Genomic DNA, 17,565 nt, shown 5'->3' with positions numbered 1-17,565 from the left:
CAGTCATAGTGTCCAAGCACAAACGGCCGCCCGATCAGTGGCAAATCACCGCGGGGAGTGATGGTGCGAAAGTCGCCTTCCGGCCAACTGACAATATGCCAGGGCAGCAACGTTGCATCGCATTGAGCCTTGTCCAGTTCGCTTGGTTGGGTCGTCGCGTCGGGGTGGCTATGTACGATTCCCGTTATCGTCCCCCAGTCTTCAGCAGCAGCGTAATCCTCTGGCGAAAGGTGAAACTGTTCCGTTGGTTCGGCAGCCAGATTACGGCATGGGAAATAGCGTTCCACCCGACTTTTCTGCGCTATTACACCACAGCATTCGCGGGGATATTCTTTCGCGGCATGCACCAGGATGTCCTGAATTGTTTTCTGACGCATGTTAACTCCTGATCAAAGATGTTCCAGGAAAACCACCGAAAGGAAGTTCATTGTGTTCACCAAACCGAAGCTTGCAGGCGGTGAGCGTGCCGTTACATTCATCCAATGAGGGATCGCTTACCGGATTGTTGTTTTTGTCGAAGTAAAGCGTGCCCGTATAATCGCACCCATCGCCGGTGCGGTACTTATTCCGGATGCACCAGGTACACAGGGAATGAAGCTGCCTGGTCGGGATCATCAACCCCTGCAGATCCATCGGGCTGGTAAGAACAAACTCGATACTTTCACCGGGAAGCTCGCTATTTTTACCGTCGATATAGAAAACCCGCTTTCTCACCTGCAAGGGATCTGCTGTTGGATTTCCATCCGGGAAATTGCGCTCATCCAGGTAATGCGCAAAAGTTTCATGAATCGTAACTTTGGCCTGCAGCATATCGTCATAGGCCAGACAGAGCGCAGTGATAGAACTGTCAATGTTGGCAACGGTGAGCGTCGGCTGGGCGCTACTGCCATCGGTTGAAGCTTCCAGTCCCTCGAGCTTATATGGCCAGGCACCATACTCTTCGCCCTGCCACCAGATACTCTTCGCCTTTAACTTTGATTCGTCGCCACCAGCAGCCGCAATCTCTTCTTCAGTATGTGGGAGGTTATAAGCGTGAAAGCGCAGAACGTCGTCCAGACCAAACACAGAACCGTCTACCTCAAGAAGACGTATTTTTTCACCCGGTTCGAGGCGTTGATAATCTTCAGTAATCATGGTGCGTATGCATGTTTGAAGGTTGCTTTTATGGTCATCACTTTGCTGGATAGCGGCTGGGCTTTAATGGAATCAGCTTCAATCCGGTATAAACCGGTTTCGCCAACAGGAGACGTCCAGATAAAGGATTTTGTGATGTGCTTGCGGCAAAAACTCAGCGCATCGAGCATCTCTGCCTTTTTTCCCGTTAAGGTCATCGGCCATGACTGTTTTTCAGGGTTGATGCCTTCACCGGCGATCTGTTCAAAGCCGTCTCCAAAGGATGCAGAGCGTGTAGTGTAAGTGAGCTCCCCTTCCATTCCTGCCTGAATCTGGGTCCGCCAGATGAACGTTTCTAAGGCCATGTTTGCTCCATAAAAAAAGCCACCCGAGGGTGGCTTGTGACAGTATGAGAAGGAAATTAGCGGGTTTCACAACCAAGCTGAGATTTGTCGATAATCTGCGTGCCTTCAACACGGTAACCATATGTGCCGAACAGAAATGCGTGGTTTAATTGATAAATAACAACGTCGCTTAAGCCTACGGAACACTTATCTTTTTCAATAGCCCGATCCATTGCAGTTTTAACGCTTGGAATGCCCAGCGGGAAAATAACAATTGGAGCTTTGTCTTCACCAGTCACACGCTGACCTTTTTCAAACTTAGCTGCGTTCAGGTTGTAATTTTTGGTACTACCAACAGTCATATCAGCAACACGAACAGTACAGCCAGACAACATTAAAGCCCCAACAGCTAAAGCCACTACCTTCTTCATTTTAAGTTTCCTTTGATTGCAATCGGAAACATCTTAACATGATGAATAATATGATCAAAAAAAACACCGATTCGTCTTATCTTGATTTTGTTGCATTCCAGATGAGACCACCAGGCTGGAGCTGTTTGGCAATACCTGCGCGCACTGACTGATCAATGGTCTGCTTGTAAGCCCGCGAAATAGCGTCGTTGTCACCAGAAGTCTGCTGCTGAGTATTCTGGTTATGAACGGTCACGGACGTTTTAACGGTTACGCCGCTCGTTGCCGAAGATTGCAGCCCATACATCGGGGCACGGCCAACATAGCCGCCGTTTACATACCCTTGGGCGCCCCGCATAAGTGCATAAAGATTACCGACACCCAGCGCACTGGTCGCTTCCTTCGTAAAGACAAACTCACCACCGTGAACTACGCCTTTCGGTTGGTATTTACCGCCATCACCGGTGTAACCACCGCTATCGAACCTCGGCACCAGACCGCCACCAGAGAAACCAAAAAACGCCCCGATACCCGTTCCACCAAAGGCTGACTTCATTCCATTAACCAGAGCCAGTTGAGTCAGCATCTGGGCGATGCCCTTCAGGAAGGTAGTCAGGAAATCTGAGAAGTTAGATTTACCAGTAGTAAAAAAGTCAGTAAGTGTGCTGGCCATCCCGGTGAACGCATTGCTGGTAATCATCTGCACCTGCGAGTAAACATTGGTCGCGCTGTCCTCAAATTCAGCCCAGCCCTTTTTCGCGCCGGTCAGCCAGTCGCCACGCAACCTGTCCTCTGCATCATAGTAATCATTCGCCGCTTTAAGCTGCTTCTGATAGCCCTCGTCGTCAAGCGAACCTCCAGCATTCTTCCAGCCAGCGGCAAGCTGACTTTTCGCGAGTTCACGTTGTGCCTGACGGTCACTCATCCCGGCACCGTTCACTAATGCAGCCTGCTTCTCTGCCATCTGAGTGACGTATTTCTGCGAGGTATCCATTCGCTTGTTCAGCTGTTCCTGTGCGGTAATCTGATCACCTAACAGGGCTTTCTGCCGTGCCAACTGAAGCACCTGGTCTTTACTCGCCAGCAGGGATTTCTCCTGCTTTGTCAAAGAACGTGAACGCGAGGCCTCCTCCAGCACCTGAAATTTCGCTTCAGTCGTCCACAGATCTTTGCGCTGCTGGCTGATAGTGTCGTTCAGCCCTTTATGCTGCTGCAGCGCGCGTAACTGTGCCTGAAGCGCCAGTAATTCGGCCTGGGCAGCATCCGTGCTGCGATCGCCAGCCGATAAAGTGCCCTGCTTTCCGGTTTGGGTCTTTTTGCCAAAAGCAGCGACTCCTTCCCGATCCTTCTGGGTGGTTGCGGTACTTATCTTTCTGGTCGTATCGAGGTATTTACCTGCACTGATATCAGCCGCATCCCAGTCTTTTTTCAGCTGAGAGACGCTGTCACCATATGCGCCGGCCATTTGTTCGTTGTAGTCCTGCCATCCCTGCAAGGTATCTGTTTTCGCCCAGTCAGGAACGAGGTTAATCGCGGCAGCGATAGAGGATGAAATGATCTGGTTCAGCTTCTGGAAAACGATCGCAACGCTGTAATAAATTGCGTTGAATTCCTTCAGTGTGTTTGATGCCAGCTCAGCTACCCACTGACCGATACTCTGCATGGCCTCAGACGCCCAGCCCTTGATATCCAGCCACAGGCGACCAAACGGTGTCAGCGAGTCGTAAGCCTGCTCCCCACGTTTTGCCATCGTATCGCCAAACAGGTCCATAGCCTGCGTAACGGCCGCGGTCTGGTCCTTTTGCTTTATCAGATCGTCAACCTGCTTAAGTTGTGAAACGTTCAGGAAATTATATTGTTCGTTGAGACTCTGCAGCGCTTTAACAGGGTCTTTTTCGATGTCCTTATAGGCTTTGGCGATGTCCTGCGCCGAGACTATACCGGTCTGAACCGCCAACGCCGTGGAGCCCGCTGCTTTTTCAAGTTGCTGCTGTGTCAGCGATCCCATGCCAACCAGCTCAGTCATCAAGCTCTGAACGGTACCTACAGTAGCGCCAGTAGAGGCAGCAATAGACTGGGAGGAAGCCATGATCTGGAGCGCTGACGTGCCGGCAATGTTGCCAGTCCTGATAATGGCCTTGTTGATTTCGTCGTAGGCGGTGAAGTAGTCCGATCCCGCTTTGGCCGCAACCAGTACAGCACCGGCCAGGCCGCCAATTGCCACTCGGGCAGGGGTCACCATCGACAACATCGCATTCAGCGCATTGCCTACACCGCCAAACGAGTCACGTAGCTGACCGCCCTGCTGAATAGCAACCATATAAACCGGCATACCGGAAGCCAGTGAAGTCACAATGTCGGTCATTTGCATCGGGAGATAACGCATAGCATTGCGATATTGGCCCGCGCTGATGGCCCCAGACTTCCATGCTTCTTCCTGCTCTTTCAGCTTTGCGATCATTGGTGCAGCACGATCGGATACGCCGAGTTGGGCAGCTTTTAGCTCTAACAGTTCTGCGCGCGTTTTTCCGATTGCTGTGACCTGCTCCTCCAGCGAATCGATAAAGGTTTTGCCCGCTGCAGCTGCCCGCTGCGCTGCCTGGGCCTGCTCAATGCGAGCCCGCCCCTCTGCGGTCTCAGACTCCATTACCTGTGCCAGTTTTGCCCGCGTCGTCTCAAGCACGCTGTTGTAACGAGTAAAATCCTCGTCTCCCACCAGCCCTTTACCACGAAACTTCGCCAGACTCTCCTGGATAGTGTCCAGCTCATCCAGCGCCTTATTTACCGGACTAATTTTATTCAGCAGGTTCTGCAGTTCCTGACGCTGCTGCTTCAGGCTTTCGCTGTTTTTCTTCTGGTTATCGATACCGGTGCGGAACGTACTATTCAGGTCATCCGCTTTACCTGCCGCGGCGGACGCGGTCTCCTGAAAGCGATCCAGTGCCTGATTACCGCGCTCCAGCTCACTGGTATTTACACGCAGGGAAATCGTGGCGATATCGTTACTCATTCCGCCCTCTCTTTATGCATAATTTTTAGCGCAGCACTTTCCATCACCCGGATGTCCGAAAGCGCGGTTGCCTCGTCGTCGACGTTGTGCAAACGCATCACCCAGGGCAAAACGTTATAGTCGAGCCCGGACGCGCCCCCCATTCCCGTTCGCCATTGCGTACTGACAGTCTGAAACACCAGGAATGAAGTCCATACATCTGGCCAGACGTCGATGTAATCATCGTCGTAATCATCCGGCGTAAGCCCGTATGGTGCAAGGTCTGCCGCTGTGGGTTCAGGCGTATAGAACGCAGAGGCAACCGCTATCAGTTTTTTTCGCGCTGCCCCATCAGCTCGCGGTAGTAGGTTTCCGGGATGGCCTTCATCGCCGCCGGATAGTTTTCCAGCAGCACCGACAGGTTTTCCGCGTTGAATGCATCGGGAAGTGCCCAGCCAGCAATGATTTCCATCAGAAAATCAGTGGCGGTTTTGCCTTCCAGTTTTTCCAGATTAGCCAGCTCTTTGAGTGGCTTATGATTAAACGTGAAGGTCAGCACGCCATCCTCATCGCCGGCGCGCGGGATCGAGACGTTGGCCTTAAATGTAGGTTTTGGCTGAAGGGTGAATTTGGTCGCCATCGATACCTCTTAACGGAAAAAAGCCTCCACAATGGGAGGCATGAAATAGTGAAAGCTCTGACGGCTAGGCGGCAGCGTCAGTCACCTTGTAGAACGTCATCGCCGGTGACTGCAGGTTCAGCACCACACTTACTGTCTCTACCTCGTTAACCGCAGTAGTTGGCGTATCGTCAAAGGACGCCGTGGCCGCCCAGTAACGGTTTTCCTTCGCCTTCGGCACGTACATGTAAGCCGCAACCGTCTCTTCGTCTTCGTCCAGTTGGCGCAGCAACGGATATACCGGGAGAGTTGAGTCGTGAGCGATCGAGTAGGTCTGAGAGACTGCGGATTTATAGGTATTCAGGTTTCGCTGGCGGTCGTCGCTCAGGAACTGAATCTGTGTGGTGTTCTGATCGCCACCAGATTTCGACACCTCAGTAATTTGCGGCAGCTCGGTCCATTCAAGAACCTTGCGGATCGAACCGGTACCGCCACCAGCGGCATATTTGTTTTTGTTGGTGGTATTGATATTGCGAAGAGTTACGGCGCTTTCGGCAATCGCATCAATTTTTGCAATGACGTTATCAACACCGGACCAGTTGCAGTTCACATGAACAATATCACCCACCTTGAGTGCGTCCGCTTCACTCACGGTGATCACCATATTTTCGGCGTTCGTCGCCCCGGTGAAAGATATGGCTGGGCCATAGCCCGATGCCAGATAGACGTGGGCGCCATTAGGCAATGCAAAGCCCATATTGGTTACTCCTTTAGAAACGGGAAAACCGGCAAAGAGCCGGTCAGGTTTAGTAGGTTGTGAGGATTAGCTGGAGATATCAGCTCGATAATTGAGACTAACGGGAACGGTATAAGAGACAGATGTAGTGATCCCTCGGAAAACACCAGGCGTTTGATCTATCCAGCATGTAAAACCCCTGCCTTCAATCTCCTGCCCCTCGGGGAACAATTCAGCCACGCGGTCAGCCAGAGCAACGACGGAGGTACGGCCGGATCCGGCTGGCGCCACGACATTAATCTGGTACACGCCTGAATAAGTCCGGCAGCGCAATCCGAGATCGATTGTTCGCGGCGTAACGGGCATATCGTGAACGGCTAGGTACATCTCGTTAGCTGGAGGTGTAAACGGCACGTTCTCCCATGCAACCGAAATGCCCTCGGCATCAGCCCAGGTACCCAGTCTGGTGGCCAGTGCAGATGCAATATCAGGAATCACTTAGTCACCTCCCTGACAGCTTCCTCAAAGAAGCGTTGAAACTCAGCTGCAGTTATGCGGACCATACCACCCGGAGCCTGTGTGGAATGCCCCATTTCAAGCGGGTAGGCATAGGGCACGTTATTGCAGAAATAAATGGCCTTCATCCCGACTTTGAAGAGCGACAGCGTGTAGTTCCCGGCCGCTTTTGTAAGGTCGCCGGTCTTGTCTATTCGCCCTGTTTCATCAGTTGTCGGAGTATCAAACGATATCTGCCAGTTACCGCGAAAGCGTCCACCCGTATACCCCGGCGGTGCTTTGATATCCATCCCATCCACCAGTCGAGCCTTCTTTTTAAGTCGTCCGGTTTTAGTCAGGTTGGCAGGGTCCGATTTTTGCGCTTCGTTATGGTCGTATACCGCCTGATTGTAAGAGGCTGCCGTCTGGTTGATGCCCCAGAGTTCGGGGTTGCCGACAGGTGACATCATCACCAGTTGATTAAGGATCCGAATGCCGACAGCACGTACGACCGCTTCCTGATTCGCTTTGGCTTTGTCCACGAACGTGGTGATGGCAGCCGTGAACGCCTTATTATCGTCCATGTTATGCCCTCAACTGAGCTTTGTAGCAGAGCACCACAGCGCCCGGTTTCACGGGGTTTGGTTTAACTACGCGGTGGCTTACGCCGTCCACGTCGATCAGATCGCCGGTTTTAATGTCCTTCTCAGCACTGAAGACAATCCGAACATCGCCGTTTTCAATGACGGTTCCGTCAATTTCACCTGGCGCGTAATCCGTCTTAACTCCTGTGGCGGTGAACTGGATATCATCGGAACGATGCTCCACACCACCGATGACGATTAACGAGCCCTTACGCGTGACGTTGTATGCAATACCGTTCTGCTTGAGCATACGAGTCGTTGTCGCCTGCATTCGCTGATAGTTGATGGCCATTACGCGCGCTCCGCGAAAGCATTGATTGCATATCCACGCCCACCAGCCAGGTCGCCGAGAATAGCCATTACCGCCGGGTAGGATGGTGTGAACACCTCACCATCGGCAACCGCATAGGTCATGGTTACGGCGCCTTCGACACGTTCGGTTTTAACCGCGGCCTCACGAACGCTTGAAAGCAGATCGCCCTCAATCGCCTCGATAGCCAGCATACATTGTGCGGAGGTAACCTGCCGCGGCACCTGGTCGTGTGGGAAATCATGACCATCCAGAACGACATTCACACGTGGCCATGCCAGAGCCTGTCTCGGGTCTGTTTTTGAGCCAACCCAGTCCAGCCCCTCCAGGTAATCCATGGCCTTAATCAACAAAGGTGTGAGCTTGTCAGGCAGTTCAATGCCGCGTATTTCCGCAAATGAGGCAAGATCCTCTTCACTGGCGTAGCTGTTGGCATCAGGAGAGGTGATATCGGTATTGACCATCGAATCATCCTGTTTATGGGGCTTTCGCCCCATTCGTTATTCCCCGGAAGGAGCAGTGAAGGTGATCTCTTCAGTGGTTTTCGCCACTCCTTCAACCGTGCCGGTTACCGTGAAGGTGCCAGCAACGTCTGATGTGAGTTTCACCGTTGCACCACCAGCAGAGCCTGTTTGAGAACTGGCCGTGCTAAGCGTGCCACCTGTGGACGTCCACGCGACGGTTTTACCGGATACACCGGAGCCATTCAGCGTGTACTTCAGAGAAACAGTGACCGCGTCTGTGCTGTCAGCAGTTGCGGAGGTTTTATCCGCTGACAGCGTTACTCCCCCACAGCAGATTCCAGTTTAATCAGCACGCCTGCCGTAGATTTGTTGCTGGTGAAGTGTTTCTTCCAGTTGCCCGCAGTGCCGATGGCGGTCAGGTCAGGGTTATCACCTTTAGCGGTATCCCAGCTGTAGCCCAGCAGATCAACGTTCACCACGCCTTCAGCGCGATAGCCAACCGCAAGGTTTTCCTGATCGTTGATATCGTAGGAACGGAAGCCCGGCGCCTGAGACTCGGTGACGGTAACCGCTCCAGATACCAGCCCAAGGATCGCATCAGCGTCCATGGTGTCGGTCACCAGCACAGGTTTACCCAGCGTGCCTGGCTGCCCGCCGTAAACCACCACGCCCGCTTCTTCGTAGATTTTGTTGGCGATCGCCTCATCCACGATGTCGAAGTAGGTGGCAGAGTGCATAACGAAGAGCACAACACGGTTGAACTTGTCCCCGTATTTGCGCAGACCGCGCGTCAGGGTCTTCTTACCGTCAGTTTCAATGTCGGCTGTTACGACCATGTCGGCGTTGGCGCCAATAGCAGCCGTCAGCGCCTTCAGACCGTATTTCACGTAGCCTTCCAGCGTCGCGTCAGCCACATCAGTGCCGATCACTTCGGAGAACTCGTCAACCGAGCGGCCGCGGCGTTTAAAGGCCTCTTCCGTGGTTTCATACGGGCCGTATTTCCACGGCGCTTTGACGGATACGGCTTCACCGGCGCCAATCTTCTTACCCGTCACCTTTTCGGTGGAGTTAACGTCACGCGATTCAATAGAGCCGCCCACCTTGTAGAAAGCACGCTTGCGGAAGTCGCCTTCAATCAGCTCGTTATCCAGCAAGATCGCTCCGTTGGAGGACGCGTTGAAAATAGCCAGGTTGTCCTGGCGGCGCTCGAGGAAAGCGGTCTGCGCCAGATCGTCATAAATGACCAGGTCACTATTAACAGTGGTAGACATGGGTTAATCCCTTATTTCGGAAGTTTGAGGAAGGCCTGCTGGCCATGCTTACGGATGTAATCCGCCTTGTCGCTGGCGCTCATTTCGGAACGTTTCAGGCTGCCACCGCCGTTTGGTTTATGTCCGCCCGCGCCGGTTCCTTCTGCGCGTGGGAACAGATGCGGAGCCGTCTCCTTAAGAGACTCCGCCCACTCAAGTGGGCTTAGTGGGGTTTTGCCGTCTTTACCGAAAAGAACATCGCCATTTGCATCAACTGCTACGGCCTCGCCTTCGTCGTTGAGCTGGAATGTGCCTTTGGCACGCAAAATCAGATCGTCGGATGCTTCCGGCAGCGCACCAGCTTTTGAGGCTGCTGCACGGATTGCATCCCCCAGAACTCGATCCCGGAATTTGTTGGAGAACGCTTCGGCTTTGTCCGCGCGCTCGTTTGCGGCTTTGATTTGCTTATCGACGTCAGCACGCAGACGCTCGGTGCGCTTATCGAGCACCTCATCAATTTTCCCGGCGGCAATCAGCTTTGCCTCTTCGTCGTCGGAAAAACGCTGGAGGATCCCACGTACAGCATCAGGATCGATACCATCGAAGCGCGACAGGGTTTCTTTTTGCTGCTTGATGGTGCCCAGCAGCTCAGAGTTTTTCGATTTCAGGCCTGTAACTTCGCTGGTCACGCGCTCATCAATCAGCTTCTGGATTTCTGGCGTGATTTCGATACCACCGCCACCGCTGCCCTCTCCGCCACTTTCTGGTGCGTAAAATTTCAAGAGCATGTTTCGAATTAACATAATTTCCCCTTGGGATTTTGCCGGGCCTCGCCCATAAAAAAGCCCAGGCGGATGCCAGGGCGTGAAGAAAGTAATGGTTGTTAGTAGTCAGTACCTGAGAGCTGTTTCAGACGTTCCAGGCTGATCCATTCGCCTTTGTCAGTGAACATATCCGCCAGGTCGATTTCACCCGCGCGGAACAAACGGCCACGCTCGGCACCCAGAACTTGATCCTGGCGTTGTGCTGGCTGGCGTGCGAGCCATTCCAGATACGAGGTTTTCCCCGGTACCTGTCCATCCATGCTGGCACGAGTCCCCTCGTCCATCTCGTCGATATCGATGCCGAGTTCTCGCCATGACTTGAGGATCAGGGTTTCAGTAGAACGGCAGCAGAAATGAATCTTCCCGGGTCCCTGTAGGTAAGGCACCTTATGCCCGACCGGTTTGTTATCCAGGGTATAGCGCAGCAGGTCACGAATAATGCAGTCGTGGCTGGTTTTATTGTCCAGCGTAGACAGCCACTGTTTGCCTTTCATGATATCGCTGTTGGCGCTGGTAAAGCTGTTGCGCGCTGTGGCAGCCAGATGATTCACAGCTGTTTTAGCGATGCTGGCGGCATTTGCCCTGCTCATCTGCAGCGCGCCGTCGCGATAGTCTTTGTTGGCGTGGCCACGAACATTGCGCGCGATAGTTTCTACCGTGTCGCCAGCAAGATAACCCCTGCGGACGGCGTTCACTATCCGCACCAGCCTGTCCGATTCCAGATTATCCGCCCACTCACTCAGCAGCCGCCCCTGAAAGGGCTGCGCCATCGCCGCGGCATACACCATATCGGCAGTGATGCCCTGCAGCGGATAGTGAAACAAGACCTGTGATGGCAAAAGGGAATCGAACAGGCTCAGCTGATAACTGGCTTCGTTCTTTGCCAGCGCCACCAGCTCACTCTCGAGCCCTGCCTGCATGGTGGCTACGGCCTGATGGTTAAGCTCACGTACGCTGCCGAGTAAACTCTGCAGGCGATTAACGGTGAAGCTCTCCGGCGATAATCTGTCCAGCGCATCCAGTAACCGCGCCGAAAGGTCAGCGTCCGTCTCATTAAGCAACTTCACCATACGGTTTGCCACGCCAGTGGCGTAGCGGCTTAACCAGACGGAATGCGCGATCGACTCATCGCGCAAGCTTTCGTTTACGGTTGCCATATTAGCCCCCGGTCAACGTTGGTGCATGATTGCGAAGCGCATCAATAACCTCGTCCGGGCTGTCGGCCGGGTCAATGAGGTCAAGCTTCTGAAGTGCGCGAATCATATCGCTATCGCGCAGCGCGCCGTACTGCCAGGCGTTGACGATTGCCGTCACCATGCCAGACTCAGCAACCTTCGCGATGAATTCCTGATTGATGGTGTAACTCGTCGTTTCGCCCTTAACGCCGAGGTATTTCGCACACCAGCCAAGCGCCAGCGTGTAGGCCTCGGAAACGTTTGAAACGCAGATACCGAGCACGGATGTGGAAGATGTTTGCTCACCACTCGCCTGGGTTGCTGTCTTCGCCGTGGCGTTCTGTTCAATCAGCCGCGCGCCCAGCTGCACCATGTAATCGCGCTTGCTGTCCATGGCCTCTTTAGCAAGCATGTTCGGCTGCGCCTGGGCATAACCAAAAGAGCCTTCTTTAGGAAGTAAAAGCGGTGATCGGGAACCAATTTTCACGCCCTTCTTTTCGAGGTGATCGCGCCAGTTGGTATCAAGCCCGGTCATGTACGGCTGCACCTGGCCACAGAACCATACGCTGTCTTCATAGTCAGCGCTGTTACGGTAATGCCCGTGGTTTATCTCCACCAGCGCGGCCAGCGGTGAATCATCGATAGTGGGATCGTTATTCTGAGCACCGACAAAGGTGAACGGGATTTCGTCCCAGTAGTCCTTTCCTTTCGGCTTAGGGTGGTACTCACTGTCAACGGTGTAGGTTCCGCTTGCAGTGCCACCAGCCCGGCGCCATACGCGGCATATGAACCGCCCTTCTTCTAGCGCCAGCTCGCGATACTGGATTTCATCCTTGTAAGCATAACCATCCGGCTCTTCTACGCATTCCCGCAGCACCACCAGCACCAGCTGATCGCGACCGTTAATACGCTTTGTTCGCCAGTTAATGATGTTCTCTGCTGGGTAGCGGAGGATAATTGCTTCGTCGGATTCTTCAGCGTAATCGACATAAATGCCCTCTCGCGCGACTTCCAGCACGTTCTCTGCCACCAGTTGCGACTGCTGATATATGCTGGTACCGGCTCCGTCCGCATTGTCCAACAGGTACTTCAGCTTCTCCGGACCGTTAAACGTGGGGTCCTTGCGATACGCCATCCCAAGCATGCCGATCTTCGTATTGCCTGCAATGGAGTAGAATACCGCACGGTTCAGATAGTCCTCGTTACGCTTACGGTTGCGCGTGGATTTATCAGTTGGGTCGAGATAAGGCAGATACTTATTACCCGCCGCTTTTACGGCCTCAGCTCCTTTGCAGAAGTCCCTGTATTTCCGCCAGGCAGCAGAAGCCGCCCGGTGTTCTGGTCGAACCCAGGTGATGTCGTCGTTTGCCATATCAGAAAGTGGTGTCCATGGTGATTGAGTATGCCGGTTTCACGATCGGGTAATCCTTCACGATGAAGTACCCACCAGCATCATTGGGGTGATCGTTATCTGCTGATTTGTCCGGTTCGCCATTTGCCGCCCAGATTTGCTGCTCGAGGCTTTCGGTATAAACCGGGCAGTTCTGGACGTTCACCAGATAGCGGCGTTCGCCGTTGGCGTTACAGAACATAGCATTCATCGAGTTGATGCGGTCTTTAACCGGCGGGTTGGCATCATCTACAATGACGCTGAATCCGGCATCGTTGAGCTGAGCGATATCGGTCTTGCTGGCGTTCTGGGATTTGCGTGAGTCCCCTGATGCATCCGGATAGATGTAAATCTCCCGGTTTTTAACGTAGCGACCATCCTCGTAGCGCCAGAACTCTTCCTGAATGCGCTTAATCATCGCCGGCGTGTCATAGACCTTAACCAGCTCACGTACCGCACGTGGCAGGCCATTACGCTTTACGTGAACGATCGCGGCCATTTTCCCAACGTTGAAGTCCATTCCAATGAACAACGGATCCCCATCCTGAATCTCGTCAGAACAGTTATTCAGCTTACGGTTGAACGTGTGGTAAATGGTCCCGCTGTTGAGGTTGGTGAACTTCCCTCGCAGGTAGGCCTGAATCAGTTCGTCAGGGTAAGAGCTCAGCAGCGAAGGAATGTAATCAGGCGGCAGGTTCTTCGCATTGTCGAACGTGCTGGCCTGAATCAGTCCATACAGTGCGGCAAGCTCTGGCTTTTCACGCACCGCCTTCACGAACTGTTGGTAGACGAACTTGAATCCTTCTGGCGTCGTCGTTACATCGATGCCATTACGTAGCCCATCAACCTTGTAACGCATACGAGCGATGATTTTTCGCCAGGCCTGCTGCGCTTTAGCAGCCGACATGACGTCCAGCTCATCCACCATCGCATTACCGATTTTGAAACCTACTATCGAGCCGGGTTTCTCCATCGAACGGCAGATAGTTGTCCCGCGGTATCGTCGCCCCTCGTAGAAGTGAACCTCTTTGTTCCCTTCATTGATTTTGACGTTCAAGCCCCAGTCAAAGGCCACCTCTTCGATCGTCGGGTAGAAGATGTCACGAATCTGCGGGTACGTCGGCGCGAAATAACCTTGGTTAATCTTCGGATGCTCCCACATCCCTTTGCAGATTCCGCCACAACCCACCCACGTCTTACCGGAACCGAACCCCGCAACATAGGCTTTGAATTTGTGCTGCATCGCGAGGAAGCGCGCCTGAGGAATGTTAAGTGTCGGGCTGATCCCCATCGTCTGCCCTCGCATCCACTACGTTGATATTGATCTGCACTGGGGTTGGTTCATCGTCCTTACCATCACCCGCCAGCTCCTTGCGGAGTTTCTCAACCTCCAGCTGCCGACGTTCGATTTCAATCTGCTGCAGGCGCTGGGCGAACTCGCTATCAGCAAGGCCAAGGCGCTTCATTACCGCTTCGAACATACGCTCGCGGCTTATTGCTGTGATTTCGATGCCATTTTTGCCGACCTTCACGCCTGAATAAGCGAGCCGTGAGACTGGAGGAAGTTTGCGAGTATCAGGGAAATAAGGCTGGCCGATGCCGTCACCGTTGCAGCGCGGGCATGCAGGGTTTGGTTCTCGATTGTGGTCATAACCATAACCGCCCACATCGGCTGGCTCAGGTTTATCACGGTCTGTAGATTCAAGCCTCTTCTCTTCGAACTCAACTGCATCCCGCCACTGGTAGTGATGACCGAAGCCCCAGCAGTAACGGCAGGCACCGCGGCGATACTGCGAAAGCTGGTTTGCATCGAAGGTGGCGAGCTGCCACATCTGTGCGAGGACTTCATCGGCACTGCCAAGCGTGCGCACAATGGAGGCTTTCTGCTGCCGCGCAATGGCATGGGCAACGTTAGGATTCGCTATGAGCTGACGGCCATAGTTCGGGTCACTATAACCAGCACGTGCGGCAGCAGCGGTGGCGTTGTTGTCTTTAAGGTACTCCGCGATAAATAAGCACTGCTGAGCTGTAAGTCCATCATCATTCACCAGCTCATCTGCGCTTTTATCTTTCTGCGCAGTGCGCATTTTTTTCTGCGCAGGTTTTTGCGCAGTTTGCGCAGTTTGCGCAGGAAGTTTTTTGATATATCGACGGGCGGTAGCGTAGTTCAGTCCCTGCGCTTCACACCATTCCTTTGGTGATACGCCGGTTGCGGCATGTTCGGACAGGAACCGTTGCTGAAGCTCGCCCCAGTCCGGTTTTGCCATAGCGTCCTCTGGTTTTTATTTTTGAATTGAAGGATATTAGTAAGTTGTATCGATGAGGTACTCGCGACAGACCATTTCTTGTTTTTCGGTGAGTGCCATAAATAAGTTATCAATACCAAAGGAAGATTAAGAATGGCAATGCTGTCTATTGATAAGACATGCCCACACTGCTTGAAGGAGCGGGCTGTGTTGAGGTGTATTGAACAAGCACCTTTAAGAAACAAATGTTATTCGCTGGTATTTCAATGTCATTCATGCTTCAAGCTTTTAATTGCTGAGGTGGAATCAGATATTCAAAGCAGCCCAGAGGATTATGCAAAGGCGCAAGTTTACCCCGTCATTCTCAATGATAATCCGCGGTTTAACGTCCTTGATACTTACCCATCACATAAAACCTTTTCCGCGCCAGAAGCAACCCCAGAGAGGGCTGCAAAATTTTTCGTAGAGGCAAAAGAAGATTTTGCAAAAGGACGTTATGAAACCAGCGCAATGAACTGTCGAAAAGTGATCGACATCGCGACCAAGGTTCTTCATACAGGCAATGAGGATAAGTTAGTAAAACGAATTTCCACAATAAGAGAAACGGGACTCATAACACAAGAAATGGCTGACTGGGCACACATCGTCCGTATAGACACAAATGTTGCAGTTCATTCAGATGAAGAATTCACCGCTGATGAGGTTGACCAGCTTTTGAAGTTCACAGAAGTGTTTTTGACCTACTCATTCACTTTACCTGCGATGGTGAAAGCTAAGCGGGGTTCTGAATAAACGTAGAGTGCATCCATGCCATTACGATGAGACAGCACGTGGTGATGGCAGTAATATGCTTACCTTGAAAAACCAAGGAGGTGACATGTTTTCCTTTCTCAACACATTTAAGCGACTCATAAGCAAGCAGCAGGAAGCACCGCCCATTAAGCCGGAGTCTTCAAGTGAACAGCTTTTGCAATGGGCCACTGGATGCATGCTAGAGGGCTTGCCCGACACGTTTTACGAAGCGAGGATTGCTTGTTTTCGTAGAATTGATAATGGCGGGCGTACGGCAATCGCAGCTATACATGACTTCAAGTTAACCAGCGAAAGCGAATATATATCTTTCACTCCACCAGATGCCCTTTACGCTACACAATGCATAGAGAAAATTCTTGCCGGAAAAAACTGGAACCAAGCCACCATAACTTTCACCCCACAAACGACACGATTCATATGGGAATAAAAAAACCGCCCGGAGGCGGTTAAATTTTGTTGAATGCCACGCACTGTATCCAGAGGTTTTCTCGCAGCCTCTGTTTTTCAGCCATTAAGGACTCGAATATTTCACTTGATGATTGTCCACCATCGCAACTGTAGACTTCACCATACGAATACGCCGGTAAGTGCTCCCATGTGGTTGCATCGTAAGCATTCCATGAAAAAAACCACTGCTCTTTCTCTTCCATAACCCCTCCATATGACGAGGAGTTATTGTGCATTATCACAGGCACTCAGTGAATGCCTGCCACACTCTCGCAGTGGCTGCGCTCATGCCCTTGAGTTGATGTCGCTTCATCGCCGCTTATAACCGGTGCGCGTCTAGCGTTCGCGCTGCTTTACCGGAGCATGTTCCCTTATTTACCCTCACATCGGTCTGCTATACCTGCTCGCAATTACGCGACTCGGGGCAGCATCATGACTGCTGAATCTCCTTACGGCTGCGGACAACCCGCTTTACTGCTTCAAGGTATTTAGCCCACCCACTCATGAATACTAATTGAGGAAATTCTTAATATCCCACGCTTACGCTTGTTGTTAAGCACGCGGGTGCCAGGCTATTCGTGACTCTGATGCGGAGAATGCCAACTCCAGGGAATCATCGATAAAAAGAGCAAGTGAAACTGAGACTCTGGTAGCCCTCCTTGTGAGGGCTTTTTTTTGGATTGTGGTGCTTCTCTTGCTAAATATTGTGTGTTTTCTAAAGTTAAAAGGTGGCTTTGCTATGTTAGGTAAAGCCGTCGTTCAGAAATACCCGTGTGCTCAAGGATGAGCCATCCCTAGTTTTTCCTTTCCAGCTCTATCTGCCTTATACCAGCCAGGTTATTGTTGCCCTTCTCAATCACTGCCAGCAGCGGCTTAACCCAGAGCACAGCCTGGCAGTATGTTATTGAGCTGGCGGCAGCGGCACGATCATCGGCTGCGTGAGGTCTGTTGGTATCGGTGTGCAAGGCGCTGGCACGTAAACGGTGCGCGTATTCGAGCAACCCGCCAGCGATATCAGCAGGAACAGGCAGATCACAGGTTTTTTCACGGCGAAGAATCTCCCGGTATTCGATTATGGTTTCTTCTGTACTGGTGTCGATCAGGGAATTTAGCCTGTTGGCTTGTTCCGCCACCTTATTAAACCGATTGAAGTTGAATGCTTGGGTGGCGATTATCTGCTCCTGCAGAGCATTGTCACTGCGCAGAACCTCGTTATCACTCTGTAGGCCGCTGGCGTCTGAGCAACTTTTAACGAGTGCGACTGACAGACCGGCAATAACCATAACCGCGATTGGT

Annotated in this window: 23 protein-coding genes; 2 read left to right on the top strand and 21 right to left on the bottom strand. The window is 52.5% G+C overall.

What is annotated here, in order from left to right:
- The 19 genes from IM284_RS21380 to IM284_RS21290 all read right to left on the bottom strand — a co-directional run.
- Positions 1–377 (bottom strand): C40 family peptidase (locus IM284_RS21380; protein WP_193055911.1); only part of this gene is annotated, 377 nt, incomplete at its 3' end.
- Between the two features lies 1 nt (position 378).
- Positions 379–1,134, bottom strand: a complete 756-nt coding sequence (locus IM284_RS21375; protein ID WP_193055910.1) for a phage minor tail protein L — start codon at positions 1,132–1,134, stop codon at positions 379–381.
- Entirely contained in the window at positions 1,131–1,478 is a 348-nt protein-coding gene (locus IM284_RS21370) for a phage tail protein (RefSeq protein ID WP_193055909.1), read from the bottom strand. Before IM284_RS21370 ends, IM284_RS21375 begins: the two co-directional genes overlap by 4 nt.
- Before the next feature lie 56 nt (positions 1,479–1,534).
- A complete protein-coding gene (locus IM284_RS21365) occupies positions 1,535–1,888 on the bottom strand; it encodes a hypothetical protein (protein WP_023617196.1) in 354 nt (117 codons plus the stop codon).
- Positions 1,889–1,964: 76 nt separating this feature from the next.
- The gene (locus IM284_RS21360) at positions 1,965–4,877 is read right to left on the bottom strand and encodes a phage tail tape measure protein (protein WP_193055908.1); all 2,913 of its coding nucleotides are present in this window, start codon (positions 4,875–4,877) and stop codon (positions 1,965–1,967) included.
- Entirely contained in the window at positions 4,874–5,185 is a 312-nt protein-coding gene (locus IM284_RS21355) for a DUF1799 domain-containing protein (RefSeq protein WP_320700828.1), read from the bottom strand. Before IM284_RS21355 ends, IM284_RS21360 begins: the two co-directional genes overlap by 4 nt.
- The gene (locus IM284_RS21350) at positions 5,185–5,496 is read right to left on the bottom strand and encodes a phage tail assembly chaperone (RefSeq protein ID WP_025913015.1); all 312 of its coding nucleotides are present in this window, start codon (positions 5,494–5,496) and stop codon (positions 5,185–5,187) included. The genes IM284_RS21355 and IM284_RS21350 overlap by 1 nt, the downstream gene beginning before the upstream one ends.
- A 64-nt stretch (positions 5,497–5,560) precedes the next feature.
- Positions 5,561–6,232, bottom strand: coding sequence for a phage tail protein (locus IM284_RS21345; RefSeq protein ID WP_025913016.1), 672 nt, complete (start codon positions 6,230–6,232; stop codon positions 5,561–5,563).
- Between the two features lie 66 nt (positions 6,233–6,298).
- A complete protein-coding gene (locus IM284_RS21340) occupies positions 6,299–6,709 on the bottom strand; it encodes a DUF4128 domain-containing protein (protein ID WP_063154272.1) in 411 nt (136 codons plus the stop codon).
- Positions 6,706–7,290: a hypothetical protein gene (locus IM284_RS21335; protein ID WP_063154274.1), complete on the bottom strand. Its 585-nt coding sequence runs from the start codon at positions 7,288–7,290 to the stop codon at positions 6,706–6,708. Before IM284_RS21335 ends, IM284_RS21340 begins: the two co-directional genes overlap by 4 nt.
- Position 7,291: 1 nt before the next feature.
- Positions 7,292–7,642: a hypothetical protein gene (locus tag IM284_RS21330; RefSeq protein ID WP_063154276.1), complete on the bottom strand. Its 351-nt coding sequence runs from the start codon at positions 7,640–7,642 to the stop codon at positions 7,292–7,294.
- Complete coding sequence (locus IM284_RS21325; RefSeq protein WP_193055907.1) at positions 7,642–8,124, bottom strand: DnaT-like ssDNA-binding protein; 483 nt, start codon at positions 8,122–8,124, stop codon at positions 7,642–7,644. Before IM284_RS21325 ends, IM284_RS21330 begins: the two co-directional genes overlap by 1 nt.
- Before the next feature lie 36 nt (positions 8,125–8,160).
- A complete protein-coding gene (locus IM284_RS21320; protein ID WP_232928317.1) occupies positions 8,161–8,382 on the bottom strand; it encodes an Ig-like domain-containing protein in 222 nt (73 codons plus the stop codon).
- Positions 8,383–8,441: 59 nt separating this feature from the next.
- Complete coding sequence (locus IM284_RS21315) at positions 8,442–9,395, bottom strand: major capsid protein (protein ID WP_193055906.1); 954 nt, start codon at positions 9,393–9,395, stop codon at positions 8,442–8,444.
- Between the two features lie 11 nt (positions 9,396–9,406).
- Entirely contained in the window at positions 9,407–10,177 is a 771-nt protein-coding gene (locus IM284_RS21310) for a hypothetical protein (protein ID WP_022651278.1), read from the bottom strand.
- A gap of 80 nt (positions 10,178–10,257) precedes the next feature.
- The gene (locus IM284_RS21305; RefSeq protein WP_193055905.1) at positions 10,258–11,355 is read right to left on the bottom strand and encodes a phage minor head protein; all 1,098 of its coding nucleotides are present in this window, start codon (positions 11,353–11,355) and stop codon (positions 10,258–10,260) included.
- A 1-nt stretch (position 11,356) separates the two neighbouring features.
- Positions 11,357–12,745: a DUF4055 domain-containing protein gene (locus IM284_RS21300; RefSeq protein WP_193055904.1), complete on the bottom strand. Its 1,389-nt coding sequence runs from the start codon at positions 12,743–12,745 to the stop codon at positions 11,357–11,359.
- Between the two features lies 1 nt (position 12,746).
- Positions 12,747–14,054: a terminase large subunit domain-containing protein gene (locus tag IM284_RS21295; RefSeq protein ID WP_193055903.1), complete on the bottom strand. Its 1,308-nt coding sequence runs from the start codon at positions 14,052–14,054 to the stop codon at positions 12,747–12,749.
- Positions 14,032–15,030 (bottom strand): terminase small subunit, encoded by a 999-nt coding sequence (locus tag IM284_RS21290; protein ID WP_193055902.1) that lies wholly within the window; start codon positions 15,028–15,030, stop codon positions 14,032–14,034. Before IM284_RS21290 ends, IM284_RS21295 begins: the two co-directional genes overlap by 23 nt.
- Before the next feature lie 132 nt (positions 15,031–15,162).
- On the opposite strand from IM284_RS21290, the gene IM284_RS21285 reads away from it, so the two are divergent.
- Both IM284_RS21285 and IM284_RS21280 read left to right on the top strand, forming a co-directional pair.
- Positions 15,163–15,801, top strand: a complete 639-nt coding sequence (locus IM284_RS21285) for a DUF4145 domain-containing protein (RefSeq protein WP_193055901.1) — start codon at positions 15,163–15,165, stop codon at positions 15,799–15,801.
- Positions 15,802–15,886: 85 nt separating this feature from the next.
- Positions 15,887–16,249, top strand: a complete 363-nt coding sequence (locus tag IM284_RS21280) for a hypothetical protein (protein WP_226838907.1) — start codon at positions 15,887–15,889, stop codon at positions 16,247–16,249.
- 19 nt (positions 16,250–16,268) lie between these two features.
- Here the strand turns inward: IM284_RS21280 and IM284_RS21275 are convergent, their stop codons facing one another.
- Together IM284_RS21275 and IM284_RS21270 are read right to left on the bottom strand one after the other, a co-directional pair.
- Positions 16,269–16,472: a hypothetical protein gene (locus IM284_RS21275; RefSeq protein ID WP_193055899.1), complete on the bottom strand. Its 204-nt coding sequence runs from the start codon at positions 16,470–16,472 to the stop codon at positions 16,269–16,271.
- Between the two features lie 591 nt (positions 16,473–17,063).
- Positions 17,064–17,552: a hypothetical protein gene (locus tag IM284_RS21270; RefSeq protein WP_193055916.1), complete on the bottom strand. Its 489-nt coding sequence runs from the start codon at positions 17,550–17,552 to the stop codon at positions 17,064–17,066.
- Positions 17,553–17,565: the final 13 nt, after the last annotated feature.

This window comes from Enterobacter cloacae complex sp. P12RS (assembly GCF_014895875.1).
GTDB classification, from domain to species: domain Bacteria; phylum Pseudomonadota; class Gammaproteobacteria; order Enterobacterales; family Enterobacteriaceae; genus Enterobacter; species Enterobacter bugandensis.
This window is presented reverse-complemented; position numbering and strand designations above follow the sequence as displayed.

Excerpts from the sequence above, each read along its gene's own strand:
- IM284_RS21375 (WP_193055910.1), bottom strand. The coding sequence starts at position 1,134 with ATGATTACTGAAGATTATCAACGCCTCGAACCGGGTGAAAAAATACGT.
- IM284_RS21370 (WP_193055909.1), bottom strand. The coding sequence starts at position 1,478 with ATGGCCTTAGAAACGTTCATCTGGCGGACCCAGATTCAGGCAGGAATG.
- IM284_RS21365 (WP_023617196.1), bottom strand. The coding sequence starts at position 1,888 with ATGAAGAAGGTAGTGGCTTTAGCTGTTGGGGCTTTAATGTTGTCTGGC.
- IM284_RS21360 (WP_193055908.1), bottom strand. The coding sequence starts at position 4,877 with ATGAGTAACGATATCGCCACGATTTCCCTGCGTGTAAATACCAGTGAG.
- IM284_RS21350 (WP_025913015.1), bottom strand. The coding sequence starts at position 5,496 with ATGGCGACCAAATTCACCCTTCAGCCAAAACCTACATTTAAGGCCAAC.
- IM284_RS21345 (WP_025913016.1), bottom strand. The coding sequence starts at position 6,232 with ATGGGCTTTGCATTGCCTAATGGCGCCCACGTCTATCTGGCATCGGGC.
- IM284_RS21335 (WP_063154274.1), bottom strand. The coding sequence starts at position 7,290 with ATGGACGATAATAAGGCGTTCACGGCTGCCATCACCACGTTCGTGGAC.
- IM284_RS21330 (WP_063154276.1), bottom strand. The coding sequence starts at position 7,642 with ATGGCCATCAACTATCAGCGAATGCAGGCGACAACGACTCGTATGCTC.
- IM284_RS21325 (WP_193055907.1), bottom strand. The coding sequence starts at position 8,124 with ATGGTCAATACCGATATCACCTCTCCTGATGCCAACAGCTACGCCAGT.
- IM284_RS21315 (WP_193055906.1), bottom strand. The coding sequence starts at position 9,395 with ATGTCTACCACTGTTAATAGTGACCTGGTCATTTATGACGATCTGGCG.
- IM284_RS21310 (WP_022651278.1), bottom strand. The coding sequence starts at position 10,177 with ATGTTAATTCGAAACATGCTCTTGAAATTTTACGCACCAGAAAGTGGC.
- IM284_RS21305 (WP_193055905.1), bottom strand. The coding sequence starts at position 11,355 with ATGGCAACCGTAAACGAAAGCTTGCGCGATGAGTCGATCGCGCATTCC.
- IM284_RS21300 (WP_193055904.1), bottom strand. The coding sequence starts at position 12,745 with ATGGCAAACGACGACATCACCTGGGTTCGACCAGAACACCGGGCGGCT.
- IM284_RS21295 (WP_193055903.1), bottom strand. The coding sequence starts at position 14,054 with ATGGGGATCAGCCCGACACTTAACATTCCTCAGGCGCGCTTCCTCGCG.
- IM284_RS21290 (WP_193055902.1), bottom strand. The coding sequence starts at position 15,030 with ATGGCAAAACCGGACTGGGGCGAGCTTCAGCAACGGTTCCTGTCCGAA.
- IM284_RS21285 (WP_193055901.1), top strand. The coding sequence starts at position 15,163 with ATGGCAATGCTGTCTATTGATAAGACATGCCCACACTGCTTGAAGGAG.
- IM284_RS21280 (WP_226838907.1), top strand. The coding sequence starts at position 15,887 with ATGTTTTCCTTTCTCAACACATTTAAGCGACTCATAAGCAAGCAGCAG.
- IM284_RS21275 (WP_193055899.1), bottom strand. The coding sequence starts at position 16,472 with ATGGAAGAGAAAGAGCAGTGGTTTTTTTCATGGAATGCTTACGATGCA.
- IM284_RS21270 (WP_193055916.1), bottom strand. The coding sequence starts at position 17,552 with ATGGTTATTGCCGGTCTGTCAGTCGCACTCGTTAAAAGTTGCTCAGAC.